This window comes from Streptomyces sp. NPDC037401, from assembly GCF_055602345.1.
In genome coordinates this window covers 35,093-53,396 of sequence record NZ_JBVJWO010000050.1, presented here as the reverse complement: position 1 = coordinate 53,396, position 18,304 = coordinate 35,093, and the positions used below count along the sequence as shown (strand labels likewise).

Here is an 18,304-nt window from a genome sequence, read left to right as displayed (position 1 = left end):
CCCCCCCCCCCCCCCCCCCCCCCCCCCCCCCCCCCCCCCCCCCCCCCCCCCCCCCCCCCCCCCCCCCCCCCCCCCCCCCCCCCCCCCCCGGGGCCCTTCGTCGTGTCCGCGCCGGCCCGCCCGGGGCCCGCTACCCGCCCGGGGTGTACGCGGCCGCGGCGGGGGCCGCCGCGGCCCGGCGGACCACCTTCAGGCCGCCCGGGGCCTGCCCGTCCGGCTTGAGGATGAGGCTCTGCCGGGTCGAGGGGGCCTTCGGGTCGGAGAAGTCGTGCGTGATGCCGAAGCCGTTGCCGTAGCTCTTGAGGGTGAGCAGGGCGCGCCCGACACCCGCGCGGGTGAGGTCCTTGTCGGCGCAGGCCTTCTTGAGCACCTCCCCGTACACGGAGGCGGCGGTCCAGCCGGCCACGACGCCGTTGTCCAGCCCGTCGGCCGGATAGGCCTCCTTGTAGGCCTTGGCGAGTGCGGCGGGCCCCTGGCCCGGGTCTCCGACGGGCAGGGTGGAGGCGGCGACGTAGTAGTCGCCGAGCAGGGCGGGGCCGGCCGGTGTGGCGAGCAGCTGCGGGGCGAAGGCGGAGTTGTTTCCGATCACGGGGACCTTCCAGCCGCCCGCTGCCGCGACCCCGACCAGGGAGGCCGCCTGCCGCGGGCCCGCGCTGATCAGCACGGCCTTGACCCCGGCCCTCTTGAGGGCGGCGACCTGTGCGGACATGTCGTTGTCGGTGGGCTTGATCTTCTGTTCGACGACGGTGAGCCCGGCCTCGGCGGCGGCGTGCTTCGCCCCCGCGAGGGCGTTCTCGCCGTAGTCCCCCTCGAAGTACACGTGCCCGATGCGGTCGCCCTCCGCGATGCGCTTCTCGTCGAGGAGGAAGCCGACGGCGTTGATCGTCTCGATGTCGTACGTGGCTCCGACCGTCCGGATGGAGCCGCTGCCCAGCAGGGACGCGGACCAGGCCTGCGGGATCACCAGGCCCTTGTCCTGCCCGTCGATGCGCTGCTTGACGGCTGCGACGAACGGCGAGCCGATGAACTGCGCGAAGCCCAGCACCCGGGGCTCCAGCTCGGTGTACGCGGCGAGCGCCTTCTGCGGGTCGTAGCCGTGGTCGCGTACGGTCAGCTCGATCGTGCGGCCGCAGATGCCGCCGGCGGCGTTGGTCTGCTTCGCCCACAGCTGCTGGGCCTGGGTGACGCTCTTGCCGAGGGAGGCGTAGACCCCCGTCATGTCGGTGAGCACGCCGAGCGGGATGGTCTTCGCGGTGACCCCGTCGCCGGTCTTCACCCCGGAGGCGTCCTGCCGGTCCTTCCCGTCCTGGCCGGCCTTGGCACTGCAGCCCGCGACGGCGAGCGAGGTGACGAGGGCGACGGCCACGGCCGCGCGGAACCTTGGCTTCTCGACTGTCTTCAAGACTTCTTCTCCCTTGTGATGAGCCGGGTCAGACCACCGGGCAGGAACAGGACGACCACGACGACGGCCGCGCCGTACAGGTAGCGGGAGGCCTCGCCCGGGGACACGCCGCCCGTGCCGGGGGCGGAGACCAGCGGGAGCGCGTCGCTGTAGCGGGTCAGGAGCTGGGGCAGCAGGGAGACGAACACGGCGCCGGTCACGGCTCCCGCGACCGAGCCGAGGCCGCCGATCACGATCATGGCGAGGTACTCGAGGGCGAGGACCATGCCGAAGTACTCGGGCACGGTCCGCTGGAACAGCAGCGCCAGCAGCACCCCGGCCAGCCCCGCGTACATCGACGACAGAACGAAGACGGAGGCCCGCAGCCGGGCCACCGGGATGCCGAGCACCCCGGCTGCGATGCGGTGGTCGCGGATGGCGTTCATGGCCCGGCCCTGGCGCCCGCGCAGGACCCCGCGGGCGAACAGCGCGCAGCACAGCAGGGCCGCCAGGGCCGCGTACCAGAGCTTCTCGGCGGACTGGAAGGGCACGGCGGCCACGGTCAGCTCGGTGTCGTCGAAGGTGAGGCCGAAGAGGGACAGCGGGGGTACGGCGCGGCCGTTGAAGCCGCCCGTCAGGCCGCTGGCGTTGAACAGCACGTGCTGGCCGATGAAGATCAGCGCGAGGGTGGCGATGCCGAGGTAGGCGCCGCGCAGCCGGCCCGCGATGGGGCTGAAGAGCCCGCCGGCGGCGCCGGCGAGGAGGACGGCGAGGACGGCGGCGACCCCGGTGGGCAGGCCGAGGCCCGCGAGCCGGTGGCCGTTCTCCGTGGTGCTCTCCCCCGCCAGCACGCAGTAGCCGTAGGCGCCGACGGCGAGGAAGAAGGCGTGGCCCATGGAGAGCTGGCCGGTGGCGCCGGTGAGGAGGTTCAGGCCGATGGCGCCGATGGCGGCCGCCATCGCGAACAGCCCCGCCTGGAGCCAGAAGCGGTCGAGGTAGAAGGGCAGGGCGAGGAGCACGACGGCGGTGACGGCCCAGGCGGCCGTGCGCAGGGCGGCGGGACGGGCGGGCGGGACCGCCTCGGCGGCGGAGGCCGGGGCGGGGGCGGCAGCGGTGTCAGACACGGGCCGGCTCCTTCGTGCCGAACAGTCCGGCGGGCCGCACGAGCAGCACCAGGACCATCACGAGGTACGGCGCGAGGTCGCCGATCCCGCGGCCGAGGAAGTCCAGCTGGGACTGGTACCCGGTGGCGAGGGCCTCCGTGACCCCGACGATCAGGCCGCCGGCGAGCGCGCCCGTGGTGGAGTCGAGGCCGCCGAGGATCGCCGCGGGGAAGGCCTTGAGGGCGGCGAGCGAGGTGGCGCGCTCCAGGCCGGGGGTGGGGAAGACGGTGAGGAACAGGGCGGCCACGGCGGCCAGCGCCCCGGCCACCGCCCAGGCGGCGAGCGAGACCCGGCCCAGGCGCACGCCCATCAGGGCCGCGGTCTCGGGGCGTTCGGCGGCGGCCCGCATGGCCACGCCCCAGGAGGTGTACCGGAAGACGAGGAGGAAGGCGGTGATGAGGAGGGCCGCCGAGACGAAGGCGGCGATGCGGGTCTGGGCGAGGGTGACGGAGCCGATCCGGACCACCTCGCTGCCCCAGGGGTCGCCGAGCGGCAGCACGTCGGTGCCGATGCGGCGGGTGAGGTCGGTGGTGAGGAGGATGTCGACGCCGATGGTGACGATGGCCAGGACGCTCTGGTCCTGGCCGCGGTGGCGGCGCATCACCAGGAACTCGACGGCGGCGCCGGTGAGCGCGGCGGCGCCGGTGCCGGCGGCGAGGGCCGGCCAGAAGCCGATGTCGTCGTGGAGCACGGCGGTCACCCAGCCGCCGGCCAGCAGCAGCGAGGCGTGGGCGAAGTTGACGACTTCGGTGGCCTTGAAGATGACGACGAAGCCGAGGGCGATGAGCGCGTACACCGAGCCCATCGACAACCCGCCGAGCAGCAGTTCCAGGAACGTGGTCACGCGGGGTCCTCCTCGCCGAGGTAGGCGCGCACGACCGCCGGGTCCTGCTGCACCGCGGCGGGGGTCCCGCCGCCGATCCTTCGTCCGAAGTCGAGTACGGTCACCGCGTCCGCGAGCCGCATCACCACCCCCATGTCGTGTTCGACCAGCACGATCGAGATGCCGAGGCTGTCGCGGACGCCCGCGATGACGGCGGCGGTGCGCTGCCGTTCGTCCGCGGTCATGCCGGCGACGGGTTCGTCGAGGAGCAGCAGCCGGGGTTCCATGCACAGGGCCCGGGCGAGTTCGACGAGTTTCTGCTTGCCGTACGGGAGGGCTCCCGCAGGCTGGTCCAGCTCCGCCTCCACTCCGGTGAAGGCGGCGATCTCGCGGACCCGTTCGCGGTGCCGGCGCTCCTCGCGGGCGGCGGACGGCAGCCGGAGCCCGGTGGCGAGGAAGCCGGCCCGGGTGAGCCGGTGGCGGCCGAGCAGCAGGCTGTCGGCGACGGTGGCGTGCGGGGGCAGGGCGAGGTTCTGGAAGGTGCGGGCGACGCCGAGGGCGGCGACGGCGTGCGGCGCCAGTCCGGTGAGCTCGTCGCTGCCGAAGCGGACGCTGCCGGAGGTGGCCCGGCAGACCCCGGAGAGCACGTTGAAGCAGGTGGACTTGCCCGCTCCGTTGGGGCCGATGACGGCGTGCACGCTGCCGGGCTCGACGGTGAAGGAGACGGCGTCGAGGGCGGTGAGCCCGGCGAACCGGACGGTCACCTCCCTGACGTCGAGGGCGGGTACGGGCACGGCGTGCGCGGGCGGGCCGGCGGGCGCGATCACGCGGACCACCGGCCCAGGGTGCGCGGCACGGCCGCGGGCGGGCCCTCGTCGGTGATGCCCAGGTAGCGGCGGCGCACCTCGTCGGACGCGGCGAGTTCCGCGGCCGGGCCGCCGAGCGTGACCTCGCCGACCTCCAGGACGTAGGCGGTGGACGCCAGGCGCAGTGCCAGGGCGGCGTTCTGCTCGACGAGCAGGACGGAGGTGCCGGTCTCGTTGATGCGGGTGACCGTCTCGGCGATGACCGCGGCCATCTTGGGGGCGAGGCCGAGCGAGGGCTCGTCGAGGAGCAGCAGCCGGGGCCGGGCCATCAGGGCCCGGCCGAGGGCGAGCATCTGCTGTTCGCCGCCGGAGAGCAGCCCGGCGCGCTGGCGGGCCCGGTCGGCGAGGACGGGGAACAGCTCGTGCACGCGGGCGAGGGAGCGGGCGGTCTGCGCGCGGTTCCCGGCGCGGGCGCCGAGCGCCCCGGCGCGCAGGTTGTCGGCGACGGTCATCCGGGCGAAGACCTGGCGCCCTTCGGGGACCTGCACCACGCCCGCCGCGACGGCCCCGGCGGCGGTGCCGTCCAGCCGCCGCCCGTCGAGCGTGACGGAGCCCGCGGTGACGGATCCGCGGTGGAATCCGAGGGTCCGTGAGACGGCCCTGAGCAGGGTCGACTTGCCGGCGCCGTTCCCGCCGAGCACGACGACGACCGCTCCGGCCGGTACGTCCAGTGAGACGGAGCGCAGCGCCCGGACCGGCCCGTAACCGACGGACAGCGCGCGCACCTCCAGCGAAGCCACGAATTCTCCTCCCGTTGTGCAGGCGCCCACACCAGCACCGGGCGGGCGGCCCGTCCACGGCGGGAAGCGGAATCGCTGCGCATGACCAGCGAGCGTGCGGCGCGGTTGTGCAGGCGCACAGACATGGGGGCGCGCCCCCTGCCGCGGCCCGGCGGCGGGTGGCATCCTCACCGGTCATGAGCGGCCGTCGAACGCGCACGGAAGAGGAGTGGTCGGTGCTGCTGACCGCGGCCGGGGTGCTGACCGCCCGGGTTCCGGAGCTCACGGACGAGCTGATGGAGGATCTCGCCGGGCACTCGCCGCTGTTCGACCTGACCGTGCCGCGCGACGAGCACTGGCAGCAGGTGTGCGAGGCGATGCACTACGGCATCGAGGCGTTCGCGGCCCGCCGGTCCGCGCCGCGCAAGGACCTCGTCTACGCGGAGCGGCTGGGCCGGCGGCGGGCCGAGCAGGGTCTGCCGATGGACCTGCTGCTGTACGCGTACCGGCGGGCGGGCCGGCTGATGTGGGACGCGCTGCTGGAGATCGTGACGGAGCAGGACCCGGACGCGCTGCAGGTGCTGGCGCGGACCGCGGGGGCCATGTGGGCGGGGATCGAGCAGCAGGCGGCCGCGACGGCGGAGGCGTACCGGACCGCGGAGCTGGAGGTGCGGCGGCGCAGCGACGAGCGGGTGCAGGCCCTGCTGGACGCGCTGCTGGACGGGGACGGCACGCCGGGGCTCGCGGCGCGCGCGGCGGCCGGGCTCGACCTGCCCGAGCAGGGCCGGTACGCGGTGGTGGTGCTGCCGGTGGACCGCCGGGACCCGCTGCACCGGATCTCGGCGGCCGGTGGGATGCGGCTGTTCTGGCGGATGCGTACGGAACACGAGCTGGCGGTGGTCTCGCTCGGCGGGGCCGCCGACACCGAGCTGGTGGCGGCGCTGTCCGACCGGTGTCCCGGGCCGGGCGGGGTGAGCCCGGTCGTGGCGGGGCTGGCGGAACTGGGCCGGGCCCGCCGCTTCGCGGAGACCGCCCTGCGCACGTGCGGCCCGCAGGACCGCGCCCTGGTCCGGCTCGCGGACCGGCTGCCGACCGCCCTGGTGGTCCATCAGCCCGATCTGGGCGCGGAGCTGGTCGCCACGGTCCTGGGCCCGCTGCTGGACCTCGACCCGGCGGACCGGGCGGTGCTGCTGGAGACCCTGGACGCGTGGCTCGCCGCGGAGGGCTCCGCGGGCCGGGCGGCGACCCGCCTGTACTGCCACCGCAACACCGTCTTCAACCGCCTGCGCCGCCTGGAGCAACTCACCTCCCGCTCCCTCTCCCGCCCCCGCGACCTGCTCTCGCTGACGCTGGCCCTGGACGCGTACCGGCTGACTGCTGCGGGCCAGTGATGCGACCGGGGAGGGTGGCGGTCGGATTGCGGGCGGGGCCGGAAGGGGCATCGTGGTGTCATGACGGAGCGCCGGAAACGCGGGCGGATTCCGCGGCCGCGGCCCTCCGGGCCTCCGCGCGGTCCGCTGAGCGGGGAGCAGGGCGGGCGGCTGCGGACGGGTGCGCGCCTCGGGCCGCTGCGGACCGCCGCGCTCGGGGCGATCGTCGCCTTCGCCGTCATCCTGGTCGTCGGCATCCTGTCCGACCGGGGCGGCGAGTCCCCCGCGCCGTCGCCGACGGCCGACGGGACGACGGCGGCCACGGCCTCGGCAACAGCGGCGAAGGGTTCCGCGGTCGAGTTCGCCGGGACCGGCCACCAGGTGACGAAGCGGTTCGGCAGCCCGGCGGGGCTCGCGGTCTTCGAGTCGTCGTGCCCGGCGTGCACGCAGAACTTCATCGTCGAGGTGCGCGACGACGCCGGGCGCGTCCGGGCCGTGCCGGTCAATGCCATCGGGCCGTACCGCGGGACCAGCGGGGAGTCGCTGGGCGAGGCCGGGTACTACCTGAAGGTCGTGGCCGACGCGGCGTGGACCGTCCGGATCAGCCACCCGCGCGGCGAGGCGCCGGCCGCGCTGCCGGTGACGTACGCGGGCAGGGGCGACCGGCTCGAAGGGCCGTTCGACGTCGCCGGCACGCTCGCGCTGAAGGCCACCGCCACGGGCACCGGGAACTTCATCGTGTGGGTCCTGGGCGCCGACGGCACCCGTCTGGACGCGCCCTTCAACGCCACCGGGAACCACTCGGGCTCCGCGAGCACCCGTGTGCACGGCACCGGCCCCTACTATCTCGGGGTGACGTCTGACGGCAACTGGAGCATCCGGCTGTCCGGGCCCTGAGCCCACGGAGGGGCTGCCCGGGGCGGACCGGGCCGCGAACCTCCATGTCGGAAAACCGCCAGCCGTGGCTGCCGGCATGCCGGATCCTTGAGGCATGCACACCGATACCGAGCGCTGCGTGCGCGCCGTGCAGTCGAAGGACTCCCGGTTCGACGGATGGTTCTTCACGGCCGTCCTGACCACCCGGATCTACTGCCGCCCCAGCTGCCCGGCCGTACCGCCCAAGGTCGAGAACATGACCTTCCTGCCCAGCGCGGCCGCCTGCCAGCAGGCCGGGTTCCGCGCCTGCAAGCGCTGCCGGCCGGACACCAGCCCGGGGTCGCCCGAGTGGAACGCCCGCGCCGACGCCGTCGCCCGGGCCATGCGCCTGATCCGGGACGGGGTCGTGGACCGCGAGGGCGTGCCGGGGCTCGCGGCGCGGCTCGGCTACTCCACGCGGCAGATCGAGCGGCAGCTGAACGCCGAGCTCGGGGCCGGGCCGCTGGCCCTGGCCCGGGCGCAGCGGGCGCAGACCGCGCGGCTGCTGATCGAGACCTCCGGGCTGCCGATGGCGGAGGTCGCGTTCGCCGCCGGGTTCTCCTCGATCCGCACGTTCAACGACACGGTCCGCGAGGTGTTCGCGCTGTCCCCGAGCGAGCTGCGGCTCCGCTCCGGGCGGGGGCGCGCGGCCTTGGCGCAGACGCCCGGGGTGCTCTCGCTGCGGCTGCCGTACCGGGCCCCGCTGAACCCGTCGAACCTCTTCGGGCACCTCGCCGCGACCGCCGTACCGGGGGTGGAGGAGTGGCGCGACGGTGCGTACCGGCGCACGCTGCGGCTGCCGTACGGCACCGGGGTCGCCGCCCTGACGCCCCGGCCGGGGCACGTCGAGTGCCGGCTCGCCCTGACGGACCTGCGCGACCTGACCATCGCGATCAGCCGCTGCCGCTGGATGCTGGACCTCGACGCCGACCCGGAGGCCGTCGACGAGCAGCTGCGGGCCGACCCGCTGCTCGCCCCGCTCGTGGACCGGGCGCCGGGGCGCCGGGTCCCCCGTACGGTCGACGCGGCGGAGTTCGCGGTGCGCGCCGTGCTGGGCCAGCAGGTCTCCACGGCGGCGGCCCGTACCCACGCCGGGCGCCTGGTGTCGGCGCACGGAGAGCGCGTCGAGGACCCCGAGGGCGGGCTGACGCACCTCTTCCCGTCCCCGCAGGCCCTGGCCGGACTGGACCCGGAGGCGGTGGCCCTGCCCCGCAGCCGCCGGGCCACCCTCACCACGCTCGTCGGCGCCCTGGCGGACGGTTCGCTGACGCTCGGGATCGACAGCGACTGGGAGCGGGCCCGCGCCGGGCTGGCCCAGCTGCCCGGCTTCGGCCCCTGGACGGTGGAGGTGATCGCGATGCGCGCCCTCGGGGACCCGGATGCCTTCCTCCCCTCCGACCTGGGGGTCCGCAGGGCCGCGCAGGGGATGGGGCTGCCGCACACCCCGGCCGCGCTGACCGCCCGTGCGGCGCTGTGGCGGCCCTGGCGGGCGTACGCCGTCCAGTATCTGTGGGCGACGGACGACCACCCGGTGAACCACCTGCCCGCCTGACCCGACCTACCGGGCCCGACCCGATCGACTGCCCGAACCGCCCGACCCGACCGACCTGCACGAACCGCCCGAACCGCCCGTACGGCCGGGCCGCCGAACCGACAGAAAGCACCCGTCATGGAACGCCAGCACACCGTCATCGACAGCCCGTACGGCCCGCTCACCCTGGTCTCCACCGAAGGCGTCCTCAGCGGCCTGTACATGACCGAGCAGCGGCACCGGCCCGCCGAGGAGTCCTTCGGCACCCGGGTGGGCCCCGGGGAGGAGCCGTTCGCCGAGGCCGCGCGCCAGCTCGCGGCCTACTTCGCCGGCGAGCTCACCGGCTTCGACCTGCCGCTGCGGCTGGAGGGAACGGACTTCCAGCGCCGCGTCTGGGACCAGCTGGTCCGGATCCCGTACGGCGAGACCTGGTCGTACGGCGAGCTGGCCGCGCGGCTGGGCAAGCCGAACGCCTCCCGCGCGGTGGGCCTGGCCAACGGCAAGAACCCGGTCGGCATCATCGTTCCGTGCCACCGCGTCATCGGTGCCTCCGGCAGCATGACCGGCTACGGCGGCGGCCTCGACCGCAAGCAGCGTCTGCTCGCCTTCGAGAGCGGGCGGGTGCGGCCCGGGGCGGCGTCGCTCTTCTGAGCGAACGCGCCCCCGGCCCGGCGTCAGGCGACCGGGCGGCCGTTCTCCAGCTCGACCGGACCGCCGCCGTTCTCCAGGACCTCGTACGCGGCCTCGGTACGCAGGCCGAGGGGGCCGAGCAGGTAGGTCGTGAGCTCGGTCGGCGGGACCAGGCGCCAGGAGACGAGCTCCTCCTCCTGGAGCGCGACGGCCTCCAGCTGCGCCGGGTCGAGCACTCCGCCGTCGTACACGTACGCCACGAGCGGCGGGCGGCCCGTGCCGAGCACCCAGTCGACGGCGAGCAGCCGGCCGAGGGGGACGTCGAGGCCGATCTCCTCGGCGGTCTCGCGGCGGGCCGCCTGCCGCGGGGACTCGCCCCGGTCGGATTCGATGGTGCCGCCGGGCAGGGCCCAGCCCTCGCGGTAGTTGGGTTCGACGAGCAGCACCCGTCCCTGGTCGTCGCGGAAGAGCGCGGCGGCCCCGGCCAGCACCCGGGGCAGACTTGCGATGTACGCGGCGTAGTCACTCGTGGTCACGCCGTCCAGCCTAGGGGGTGCCCGGGGGCCGTCAGGCCCGGACCGCGGGACGCGATCTCGAGGGTGCGGGCGGCCAGTTCGCGGATCGAGGCGCCGTCGAAGCCCGCCACGGCGCTGCGCACCCGGTCCTCCAGTGGTGTCGTCCACTGTGCGGGGAGGGCGGCCGCCCCGCACAGGACGCCTGCGACGGATCCGGCGGTGGCGCCGTTGGAGTCCGTGTCCAGGCCTCCGCGCACGGTGAGGGCGATCGTGCGGGTGAAGTCCCCCTCGCCGTAGAGGAGTCCGGCGGTCAGGACGCCCGCATTGGGCACGGCGTGGATCCAGCCCAGCCCGCCGGCCTCTGCCTCCACCTCGGTCAGGGTGTCCTCCCAGCCCAGACCGGCGGTGTGCAGGGAGACCACGTGCCGCACGAGGCGGGCGAGTCGGCTGCCGGCGGGGATGCGGGCGAGTCCCGCCTCGACGGCTTCGCGCGGGCCGGCCGCGGTGAAGGCGGCGGCGATCACGGCGGCCGCCCACATGGCGGCGTACACGCCGTTGCCGGTGTGGGAGAGCACGGCGTCCCGGCGGGCCAGGGAAGCGGCGCGGCGCGGGTCGCCGGGCGAGGTCCAGCCGTACACGTCGGCGCGGATGAGGGCCCCGATCCACTCCTGGTAGGGGTTGTCGCAGGTGGCGGTCAGCGGCGGGCGCAGGCCGTTGGCGAGGTTGCGGTAGGCGGCCCGCTCGGCAGTGAACGTCGTCAGGTACGGCAGCCCGAGCAGCCACTGCTCGCCCACCTGCTCGGTGCTGAACCCGGGGCCGTGGGTCTCCAGCAGCCGCAGGACGAGCAGGGACCAGTCCACGTCGTCGTCCCGGCAGCTGCCGTGCACGGCTCCGCGCACGCACTGCGGCCACTCCGGGCGGAGCTCGAACTCGCCGGGTGCGGCGGGCGGTTCGAGGGCGTCCGGCGGCGGGAGGTAGTCCTCCAGCGGGAGCGCGTCCGCCCGCCGCAGGTAGGAGTCGATGCGGGCGCGCGTCCAGTGGTCGCCGCGCTCGACGGGCTTGCCGAGCATGTTGCCGGCGATGCGGCCGAGCCAGCCGCCGAGGATCCGGTCGGCGAGGACCGCCTCGGGGAGGACGGGACCGGAGCGTGCCGGGTCGGCGGGGCGGGAGGGCGGCGTACGCAGGTCCGGGGGGCGCAGGTCCGGGGGGCGCAGGTCCGGGGGGCGCAGGTCCGGGGGGCGCAGGTCCGGGTCGCCGGGGGGCTCGGTCATGCCTGAGGTGTACCCCCCGGGTCCTCACGGTCCCGGCGGGATTCGGCCACCCGGCGCAGCCGCGGGTGCCGGGTGGCGCCCTGCTCGGTGATCGCGTCGCCGACCATCGCCGTGACCGCGTCGCGCAGGCCGTGCAGCGCGGGGTGCCGGGCGGGGCCCGCACCGGGGTCCTGGCGCAGTTCCTTCACCAGTGCCCAGCACAGCAGGAGCATCACGACGACGAACGGCAGGGCGACCAGGATGGTCGCGGTCTGGAGCGACTTCAGTCCGCCCGCGACGAGCAGGACGGCCGCCACCGCGGCCATCAGCACGCCCCAGGTGACCACCAGCCAGGTCGGCGGGTGCAGCGAGCCCCGGCTGGTGAGGGAGCCCATGACCAGCGAGGCGGAGTCGGCGCTCGTCACGAAGTACGTCATGACCAGGACCATCGCCACGTACGAGGTCACGGTGCCCAGCGGCAGCGCGTCGAGCATCGCGAAGAGCGAGGCCTCCGCGCCGTCCTTGACCTTGGCCGCCATGTCGGCGGCGCCGGTGGAGTCGAGCCGGATGGCGGTGCCGCCCATCACGCAGAACCAGACGACGGTGGCGCCGCTGGGCACGAGCAGCACGCCGACGAGGAACTCGCGGATGGTGCGGCCGCGGGAGATCCGGGCGATGAAGGTGCCGACGAAGGGTGCCCAGGACAGCCACCAGGCCCAGTAGAAGATCGTCCAGGCGCCCAGCCAGGCACTGTCCGTGAAGGCCCCGGTGCGGCTGGCCATGGGCAGCAGCTCGTGCAGGTAGCCGCCCACGCTCGCCGGGATCACGTCGAGGATGTAGACCGTGGGGCCGAGGAGGAAGACGAAGGACATCAGGGCGGCGGCCAGCACGATGTTGATGGTGCTCAGCCACTTCACGCCCTTGTGCAGCCCGGAGAAGGCCGACAGCACGAAGGCCGCCGAGAGCGAGGCGATGATGATCAGCTCCACGGCGGTGGAGTCCTCGACGCCCGCGGTGATGCTCAGTCCCTCGGCGACCTGGAGGGCGCCGAGGCCCAGGCTGGTCGCGGTGCCGAAGACGGTGGCGAACACCGCGAGCAGGTCGACGGCCTTGCCCTGCCAGCCGTCCGCCCGGCGCTCGCCGATGAGGGGGACGAACGGCGAGCTCAGCCTGTTGCCGCGGCGCTTGCGGAAGGTCGCGTACGCGAGGGCGAGGCCCGCGATGCCGTAGATGGCCCACGGGGTCAGCGTCCAGTGGAAGAAGGAGTACTCGAGCGCCGCACGGGCCGCGGCGCCGCTCTGCGGTGCGGCGCCGCTCGCGGGCGGCGGCGAGACGTAGTGCTGGAGCGGCTCGCCGACGCCGTAGGCCGATGCCCATGCCGGCGCTGAACATCATCGCGATCCAGGCGAGGTTGCCGAACTCCGGTTCCGAGTCGTCCGCGCCCAGCCGGATGCGGCCGAAGCGGCTGACGGCGAGGACCACGCACATCACGAGGAAGACGTCGGCGGCGATCACGAACAGCCAGGCGAAATTGGCGAGCACCCAGGTCAGCGCGGTGCTGGAGGCCGAGTCGAAGGATCCCTTGGCGAGCGCGGCCCAGGCGACCACCGCGAGCACCGCGGCGATCCCGGCGGTGACCACCGTACGGTCGGGCGAACCCTCCTCAGGTCCTCCGGGCGGGGTGCCCGGGGGTGAGTGTTCCAGCGATTCCGCGCTCATGCGGACCCACTATGGGGGTGAATATCACCATTTTGCGGAGTGGCACGCCGGGTGTGACCCAGGGCACCCATGGGCATAGGAGGATCCTCCGGATAGTCTCGTGGTGGCGCGACTGCACGTTCGATAGCAAGGGATCAGCAAGGTGACGGACGGAGCAGTAACTGAGGCCGCGCGCGTACTCATCGCCGCGGACAAATTCAAGGGCTCGCTCACGGCCGTGCAGGTCGCGGAGCGGGTGACGGCCGGGCTCAAGGCCGCGGTCCCCGGCGTGGAGGTCGAGACCCTTCCCGTCGCGGACGGCGGCGACGGGACGGTCGCGGCCGCCGTGGCGGCCGGATTCGAGCGCCGGGAGGTCCGGGTCACCGGCCCGCTCGGCGAGCAGGTCACCGCGGCCTTCGCCCTGCGCGACGGCACCGCGGTCGTGGAGATGGCCGAGGCCTCCGGGCTGCAGCTGCTCCCCAAGGGCGTGTTCGCCCCGCTGACCTCGACCACCTACGGCTCAGGCGAGCTGCTGCGGGCCGCGCTGGACGCGGGCGCCACCTCGATCGTCTTCGGCGTGGGCGGCAGCGCCACCACCGACGGCGGCGCGGGCATGCTGGCCGCGCTGGGCGCGGTGTTCCTGGACGCCGACGGCGAGCCTGTGGGCCCGGGCGGCGGGCCGCTCGCGGACCTGGCCTCCGCGGACCTGTCCGGCCTCGACCCGCGGTTCGCCGGGGTCGAGCTGGTCCTCGCGAGCGACGTGGACAACCCGCTGACCGGCCCGAAGGGCGCCCCGGCGGTCTACGGCCCGCAGAAGGGCGCGTCGCCCGAGGACGTCGCGACCCTCGACGCGGCGCTGTCGCACTACGTCGCCGTGCTGGAGAAGGCCATCGGCCCCAAGGCCGCCGAGTGCGCGGCCGCCCCGGGTGCGGGCGGCGCGGGCGGCATCGGCTACGGCGCGCTGGTCGGCCTCGGCGCGAGCTTCCGCCCCGGCATCGAGCTGATGCTCGACGTCCTGGGCTTCGCCCCCGCGCTGGAGCGGGCCACGCTGGTGATCACCGGCGAGGGCTCGCTCGACGAGCAGACCCTGCACGGCAAGGCCCCGGCGGGCGTGGCCTCGGCCGCGCGCGCGGCGGGCAAGGAGGTCGTAGCCGTCTGCGGCCGCCTGGCCCTGAGCCCGGAGGCCCTCCAGGCGGCCGGCATCCGGCGTGCGTACCCGCTCACCGGGATCGAGCCCGACACGGCGAAGTGCATCGCGAACGCCGGCCCGCTGCTGGAGCAGGTGGCCCGCAACATCGCCGCCGACGTGCTCTGATCCACGCGGAGCGCCGACTCCGATACGTGTGCGAAACCTCCTCCCCGGCATGCCGGGGAGGAGGTTTCCGTATGCCGTGACACGTTCGGGCCATGGGTGTCGATCATGAAATACGGGAGCCCGCGACCGGGTATCCCACCTTCGTGACCGAGGCGACGGGACGGGGGCGGCGATGAGCGTGCTCGGCTGGATCGGCACCGTCCTCGCCGCCTGGTGCGCCCTGTCGCTCCTGGTGGCGGCGCTGTACGCGTACGGCCGCACCCGTCAGAAGCGGGAGCACGGCGCCGACGCGGTCCGCGGGCGGAATACTCGGCGGGGGCCCGGCGCTTGATGCCGGCATGGCGACTCTCGGACTCATCGGCAGCGGCAACATCGGCGGCACCCTGGCCCGGCTCGGCGTCGACGCCGGACTGGACGTCGTGCTCAGCAACTCCCGCGACCCCAGGACCCTGGACGGACTGGTGGCCGAGCTCGGCCCGCGGGCCCGCGCGGCCACGCCCGCCGAGGCGGCGGCCGCGGGCGACTGGGTCGTGGCGACCGTCCCGCTGGGCCGTTACGCCGGCCTTCCCGCAGCCGCGCTCGCGGGGAAGGTCGTACTCGACACGCTCAACTACTACCCGGAGCGCGACGGCGTCTTCCCCGCACTGGACGCGGAGGAGACCACCACCAGCTCGCTCGTACAGGACCACCTCGCGCAGTCCAGGGTCGTCAAGGCGTTCAACAACATCTGGTTCGTCCACCTGCGGGCCCTCGCCCGCCCCGCGGGCGCGCCCGACCGGTCGGCCCTGCCGATCGCGGGCGACGACCCGGCGGCGAAGGAGTCCGCGGCCGCGCTCCTCGACCGGCTCGGCTTCGACAGCGTCGATGCGGGCACCCTCGCCGAGAGCTGGCGCTTCCAGCGCGACACGCCCGCGTACGTCGTCCCGTACGCGAAGGACCCGAAGGGGCGCGGCGTCGGGGCCGGTGACCCGGGGCGCACCGCGGACGCGGCCGCGCTGAGGGCCGCGCTCGCCCGGGCCGAGCGCCCGGCCGGCCGCTGACCGCACCGCGCACCTCGCTCCGGCGTCACGGGGCGGCCGGGGTCACGGGGCGGCCGGGGTCACGGCGCGGCCGGGGTCACGGCGCGGCCGGGGTCACGGCGCGGACACCCGGGCCGCGAAGGCCGCGTACGCCCGCTCGTCGAAGAGGACGAACCGGACCTCCTCCACGGACGTGTCGGCCGCCCGGACCGTCTCCACGGCGATCCGGGCGCCGTCGTCCATCGGCCAGCCGTAGACGCCGGTGGACACTGCGGGGAAGGCGACCGTGCGCGCGCCCAGTCCGTCCGCCACCCGCAGGGACTCCCGGTAGCAGGAGGCGAGCAGCTCCGAGCGGTCCTCCGCGGCCGACCAGACCGGGCCGACGGTGTGGATCACCCAGCGGGCAGGGAGGCGGCCGGCCGTGGTGGCGACGGCGCGGCCGGTGGGCAGGCCGCGGCCGTAGTGCGAGGCGCGCAGGCGGCGGCAGTCGGCGAGGATGTCGGGTCCGCCGCGGCGGTGGATCGCGCCGTCGACTCCTCCGCCGCCCAGCAGCGAGGAGTTGGCGGCATTGACCACCGCGTCCACGTCCTGCTCGGTGATGTCCCCCTGTACGAGGACGAGCCTGGCGCGGTTCACCGGGCGCCCTCCCCGCGCAGCCGGCGCCAGACGGCCTTGGCGGCGTTGTGGCCCGACATGCCGTGGACGCCCGGGCCCGGCGGGGTCGCCGAGGAGCAGATGAAGACGGCGGGGTGCGGCGTGGCGTACGGGCGCAGCGAGATCCGGGGGCGGATCAGCAGCTGGAGGCCGGAGGCGGCCCCGCAGGCGATGTCGCCGCCGACGTAGTTCGGGTTGTGCAGGGCGAGCTGGGGCGGGCCGGCCGTGGCACGGGCCAGGACCAGGTCGCGGAAGCCCGGGGCGAAGCGTTCGAGCTGCCGCTCCACCGCGTCGGTGAGGTCGCCGTCCCAGCCGTGCGGGACGTGTCCGTACGCCCAGAAGACGTGCTTGCCCTCCGGGGCCCGGGAGGGGTCCATCAGGCTGGGCTGCGCGGTGATCAGGAAGGGGGCGCGCGGGGCGCGGCCGCCCGAGGCCAGCTGGAGGGCCGCGTCGATGTCCCGCAGCCGCGGCCCGACCTGGACGGTACCGGCCCGGCGGGCCTCCGGCGCCGTCCAGGGCACCGGCCCCGACAGGGCGTAGTCGAGCTTGAAGACGCTGGCGCCGTAGCGGTAGCCGTCGTAGAAGCGGCCCAGCCCGGCGATCCGGGCCAGGGCCGTGGGCGAGGTGTCGAAGACGTACGCGCGGGCGGGCGGGAGGTCGTCGAGCCGCTTGACCTCGAAATCGGTGTGGATCTGCCCGCCGAGGTCCTTGAGATAGGCGGCCAGCGCGTCCGAGACCGACTGCGAGCCGCCGCGCGGCATCGGCCAGCCGCCCTCGTGTGCGGCGAGCGCGAACACCAGGCCGACCGCTCCGGTGCCGATGCCGTTGAGGGGTGCGATGACGTGGGCGACGAGGCCCGCGAACAGCGCGCGGGCGGGTTCGTCGCGGAACCGGCGCAGCAGCCAGGTCGACGGCGGCAGCCCGGCCAGGCCGAACCGGGCCAGGGTGACCGGGTCCCGCGGCAGCGCCGTGGCCGGCAGCGACATGAAGTCGCGGGCGAGGGTGTCCCACCGGCCGAGGAACGGCGCGACCAACCGCCGGTACGTCCCCGCGTCCCGCGGCCCGAAGGACGCCGCGGTCTCGGCGACCGACCGGGACAGGACGGCGGCGGTGCCGTCGTCGAAGGGGTGCGCCATCGGCAGCGGGGCGTGCAGCCACTCCAGGCCGTAGCGCTCCAGGGGCATGGTCTTGAACACCGGCGAGCCCGCGCCCAGCGGGTGCACGGCCGAGCACGGGTCGTGCCGGTAGCCGGGCAGGGTGAGCTCGTCGGTGCGGGCTCCCCCGCCGACCTTCTCCGCCGCCTCGAACAGCGCGACGGAGAATCCGCGTCTGGCCAGTTCGACGGCGGCCGTCAGCCCATTGGGACCGGCCCCCACGACGACCGCATCGAGAATCGACGGCACCTTCGGACTCCTTCGTCTGCCGGCGGCACTGGCCTCGGTCCCAGGATAGGGCGCCCCGCTCGAGGGGCTCTAAGCTCCGCCGCGCAGCAGGTCCCGGATCCGCTCGGCGGTGGCCAGGTCCCGGGCGACCGCGAACGGCAGGGCGTTGTCCCGGTCGATCCGGAACGGCTCGCCCGCGATGGTGGTCTGCGCACCGCCCGCCTCCGCGACCAGCAGCAGGCCCGCGGCGTGGTCCCAGGCCGAGGGCCAGTTGAAGGCGAGCGCGTCCATCGCGCCGCGGGCGACCTTCAGGTACTCCAGCCCGGCCGAGCCGCACGCCCGCGGAGCCACCCCCGGTACCTGCAGCCGCGCCAGCGTCCGCTTCTCCTCCTCGCTCGTGTAGAGCGGGTGGGCGGTGGCGACCCGCAGCTCGGCGCCGGGCTCCGGCGAACCGCTGCGGATCGCTTGCCCGTTGACGTACGAGCCGCCGCCGCGGACCGCGGTCGCCAGCTCCTCGAGCGCGGGGGCGTACGTCCACGAGGCGAGGATCTCGCCGCGCTGCGCCAGCGCGACGAGCGTGCAGAAGGCGGGCTCGCCGTGCACGAACTGCCGGGTGCCGTCGACGGGGTCCACGATCCACACCGGCGCGTCCTCGCGCAGGGCGCCGTACACGGCGGGATCGGCGTGGACGGCCTCCTCGCCGACCACGACGGAGCCGGGCAGCAGCTTGGTGAGGGAGGCGGTGAGGTGCTCCTCGGCCTTGCGGTCGGCGACGGTCACCAGGTCGTGCGGACCGCTCTTCTCGTCGACCTCGTGCTCGGCGAGCTGCCGGAACCTCGGCATGATCTCGACCGCCGCCGCCTTGCGGACGGCTTCCTCGACGTCGGACAGGCCGCGTGCCAGAAATTGTTCGATCATGCCCCCATCACATCACGGACGGGGCACGCACCACACCGGCGGCGGCCGATCCCGGAAACGGCGAAGGGGGGGGGGGGGGGGGGGGGGGGGGGGGGGGGGGGGGGGGGGGGGTGTTGGGTCGTCGGTGCCCTGTATGGAGGGGGGAGGGGGAGGGG

The 18,304-nt window shown here is 75.0% G+C and carries 17 protein-coding genes and 1 pseudogene; 7 read left to right on the top strand and 11 right to left on the bottom strand.

The genetic code is table 11. The annotated features are described in order from the left end of the window. Positions 1-130 precede the first annotated feature (130 nt). Genes ACZ7H1_RS34670 through ACZ7H1_RS34650 form a run of 5 tightly spaced genes read right to left on the bottom strand, consistent with a single transcriptional unit; the run spans position 131 to position 4,973 of the window. On the bottom strand, positions 131-1,366 hold the full coding sequence (locus ACZ7H1_RS34670) for an ABC transporter substrate-binding protein (RefSeq protein WP_470792192.1): 1,236 nt from the start codon (positions 1,364-1,366) through the stop codon (positions 131-133). A gap of 32 nt (positions 1,367-1,398) precedes the next feature. Beyond that, the gene (locus ACZ7H1_RS34665; protein ID WP_470792189.1) at positions 1,399-2,505 is read right to left on the bottom strand and encodes a branched-chain amino acid ABC transporter permease; all 1,107 of its coding nucleotides are present in this window, start codon (positions 2,503-2,505) and stop codon (positions 1,399-1,401) included. After that, positions 2,498-3,388 (bottom strand): branched-chain amino acid ABC transporter permease, encoded by an 891-nt coding sequence (locus ACZ7H1_RS34660; protein WP_470792188.1) that lies wholly within the window; start codon positions 3,386-3,388, stop codon positions 2,498-2,500. Before ACZ7H1_RS34660 ends, ACZ7H1_RS34665 begins: the two co-directional genes overlap by 8 nt. Further along, positions 3,385-4,203, bottom strand: coding sequence for an ABC transporter ATP-binding protein (locus tag ACZ7H1_RS34655; protein ID WP_470792186.1), 819 nt, complete (start codon positions 4,201-4,203; stop codon positions 3,385-3,387). The genes ACZ7H1_RS34660 and ACZ7H1_RS34655 overlap by 4 nt, the downstream gene beginning before the upstream one ends. After that, positions 4,191-4,973 carry an ABC transporter ATP-binding protein gene (locus tag ACZ7H1_RS34650; RefSeq protein WP_470792184.1) on the bottom strand — a complete coding sequence of 261 codons (783 nt, stop codon included), beginning with the start codon at positions 4,971-4,973 and terminating at the stop codon, positions 4,191-4,193. Before ACZ7H1_RS34650 ends, ACZ7H1_RS34655 begins: the two co-directional genes overlap by 13 nt. A gap of 176 nt (positions 4,974-5,149) precedes the next feature. On the opposite strand from ACZ7H1_RS34650, the gene ACZ7H1_RS34645 reads away from it, so the two are divergent. The 4 genes from ACZ7H1_RS34645 (at position 5,150) to ACZ7H1_RS34630 (ending at position 9,419) form a co-directional block, all read left to right on the top strand. Beyond that, complete coding sequence (locus ACZ7H1_RS34645) at positions 5,150-6,343, top strand: PucR family transcriptional regulator (protein ID WP_470792182.1); 1,194 nt, start codon at positions 5,150-5,152, stop codon at positions 6,341-6,343. A gap of 60 nt (positions 6,344-6,403) precedes the next feature. Continuing rightward, complete coding sequence (locus tag ACZ7H1_RS34640) at positions 6,404-7,219, top strand: hypothetical protein (protein WP_470792180.1); 816 nt, start codon at positions 6,404-6,406, stop codon at positions 7,217-7,219. 94 nt (positions 7,220-7,313) lie between these two features. Further along, positions 7,314-8,789, top strand: coding sequence for an AlkA N-terminal domain-containing protein (locus tag ACZ7H1_RS34635; RefSeq protein ID WP_470792178.1), 1,476 nt, complete (start codon positions 7,314-7,316; stop codon positions 8,787-8,789). A gap of 117 nt (positions 8,790-8,906) precedes the next feature. After that, a complete protein-coding gene (locus tag ACZ7H1_RS34630; RefSeq protein WP_470792176.1) occupies positions 8,907-9,419 on the top strand; it encodes a methylated-DNA--[protein]-cysteine S-methyltransferase in 513 nt (170 codons plus the stop codon). A gap of 23 nt (positions 9,420-9,442) precedes the next feature. On the opposite strand, the gene ACZ7H1_RS34625 is transcribed toward ACZ7H1_RS34630, so the two are convergent. The 3 genes and pseudogenes from ACZ7H1_RS34625 to ACZ7H1_RS34615 form a co-directional block, all read right to left on the bottom strand. Continuing rightward, entirely contained in the window at positions 9,443-9,934 is a 492-nt protein-coding gene (locus tag ACZ7H1_RS34625) for an NUDIX domain-containing protein (protein ID WP_470792174.1), read from the bottom strand. Beyond that, on the bottom strand, positions 9,931-11,184 hold the full coding sequence (locus ACZ7H1_RS34620) for an ADP-ribosylglycohydrolase family protein (protein ID WP_470792172.1): 1,254 nt from the start codon (positions 11,182-11,184) through the stop codon (positions 9,931-9,933). The genes ACZ7H1_RS34625 and ACZ7H1_RS34620 overlap by 4 nt, the downstream gene beginning before the upstream one ends. Beyond that, positions 11,181-12,882 (bottom strand): annotated as a pseudogene (locus ACZ7H1_RS34615) (BCCT family transporter). Before ACZ7H1_RS34615 ends, ACZ7H1_RS34620 begins: the two are co-directional and overlap by 4 nt. Positions 12,883-13,024: 142 nt before the next feature. Here ACZ7H1_RS34615 and ACZ7H1_RS34610 point away from each other — a divergent pair. The 3 genes from ACZ7H1_RS34610 (at position 13,025) to ACZ7H1_RS34600 (ending at position 15,216) form a co-directional block, all read left to right on the top strand. Beyond that, entirely contained in the window at positions 13,025-14,176 is a 1,152-nt protein-coding gene (locus ACZ7H1_RS34610) for a glycerate kinase (protein WP_470792170.1), read from the top strand. A gap of 172 nt (positions 14,177-14,348) precedes the next feature. Next, positions 14,349-14,507, top strand: a complete 159-nt coding sequence (locus ACZ7H1_RS34605) for a hypothetical protein (RefSeq protein WP_470792168.1) — start codon at positions 14,349-14,351, stop codon at positions 14,505-14,507. Between the two features lie 7 nt (positions 14,508-14,514). After that, positions 14,515-15,216 (top strand): NADPH-dependent F420 reductase, encoded by a 702-nt coding sequence (locus tag ACZ7H1_RS34600; RefSeq protein WP_470792166.1) that lies wholly within the window; start codon positions 14,515-14,517, stop codon positions 15,214-15,216. A gap of 93 nt (positions 15,217-15,309) precedes the next feature. Here the strand turns inward: ACZ7H1_RS34600 and ACZ7H1_RS34595 are convergent, their stop codons facing one another. The 3 genes from ACZ7H1_RS34595 to ACZ7H1_RS34585 form a co-directional block, all read right to left on the bottom strand. Further along, on the bottom strand, positions 15,310-15,831 hold the full coding sequence (locus ACZ7H1_RS34595; RefSeq protein WP_470792164.1) for an O-acetyl-ADP-ribose deacetylase: 522 nt from the start codon (positions 15,829-15,831) through the stop codon (positions 15,310-15,312). Then, a complete protein-coding gene (locus tag ACZ7H1_RS34590; RefSeq protein ID WP_470792162.1) occupies positions 15,828-17,252 on the bottom strand; it encodes a phytoene desaturase family protein in 1,425 nt (474 codons plus the stop codon). The genes ACZ7H1_RS34595 and ACZ7H1_RS34590 overlap by 4 nt, the downstream gene beginning before the upstream one ends. Positions 17,253-17,321: 69 nt before the next feature. Then, entirely contained in the window at positions 17,322-18,149 is an 828-nt protein-coding gene (locus ACZ7H1_RS34585) for an inositol monophosphatase family protein (RefSeq protein ID WP_470792160.1), read from the bottom strand. Positions 18,150-18,304: the final 155 nt, after the last annotated feature.

What these genes read in the sequence shown, in the direction of transcription:
- ACZ7H1_RS34635 (WP_470792178.1), top strand. Translation starts at nt 7,314, where the DNA reads ATGCACACCGATACCGAGCGCTGCGTGCGCGCCGTGCAGTCGAAGGAC.
- ACZ7H1_RS34645 (WP_470792182.1), top strand. Translation starts at nt 5,150, where the DNA reads ATGAGCGGCCGTCGAACGCGCACGGAAGAGGAGTGGTCGGTGCTGCTG.
- ACZ7H1_RS34640 (WP_470792180.1), top strand. Translation starts at nt 6,404, where the DNA reads ATGACGGAGCGCCGGAAACGCGGGCGGATTCCGCGGCCGCGGCCCTCC.
- ACZ7H1_RS34630 (WP_470792176.1), top strand. Translation starts at nt 8,907, where the DNA reads ATGGAACGCCAGCACACCGTCATCGACAGCCCGTACGGCCCGCTCACC.
- ACZ7H1_RS34600 (WP_470792166.1), top strand. Translation starts at nt 14,515, where the DNA reads ATGGCGACTCTCGGACTCATCGGCAGCGGCAACATCGGCGGCACCCTG.
- ACZ7H1_RS34605 (WP_470792168.1), top strand. Translation starts at nt 14,349, where the DNA reads ATGAGCGTGCTCGGCTGGATCGGCACCGTCCTCGCCGCCTGGTGCGCC.
- ACZ7H1_RS34585 (WP_470792160.1), bottom strand. Translation starts at nt 18,149, where the DNA reads ATGATCGAACAATTTCTGGCACGCGGCCTGTCCGACGTCGAGGAAGCC.
- ACZ7H1_RS34620 (WP_470792172.1), bottom strand. Translation starts at nt 11,184, where the DNA reads ATGACCGAGCCCCCCGGCGACCCGGACCTGCGCCCCCCGGACCTGCGC.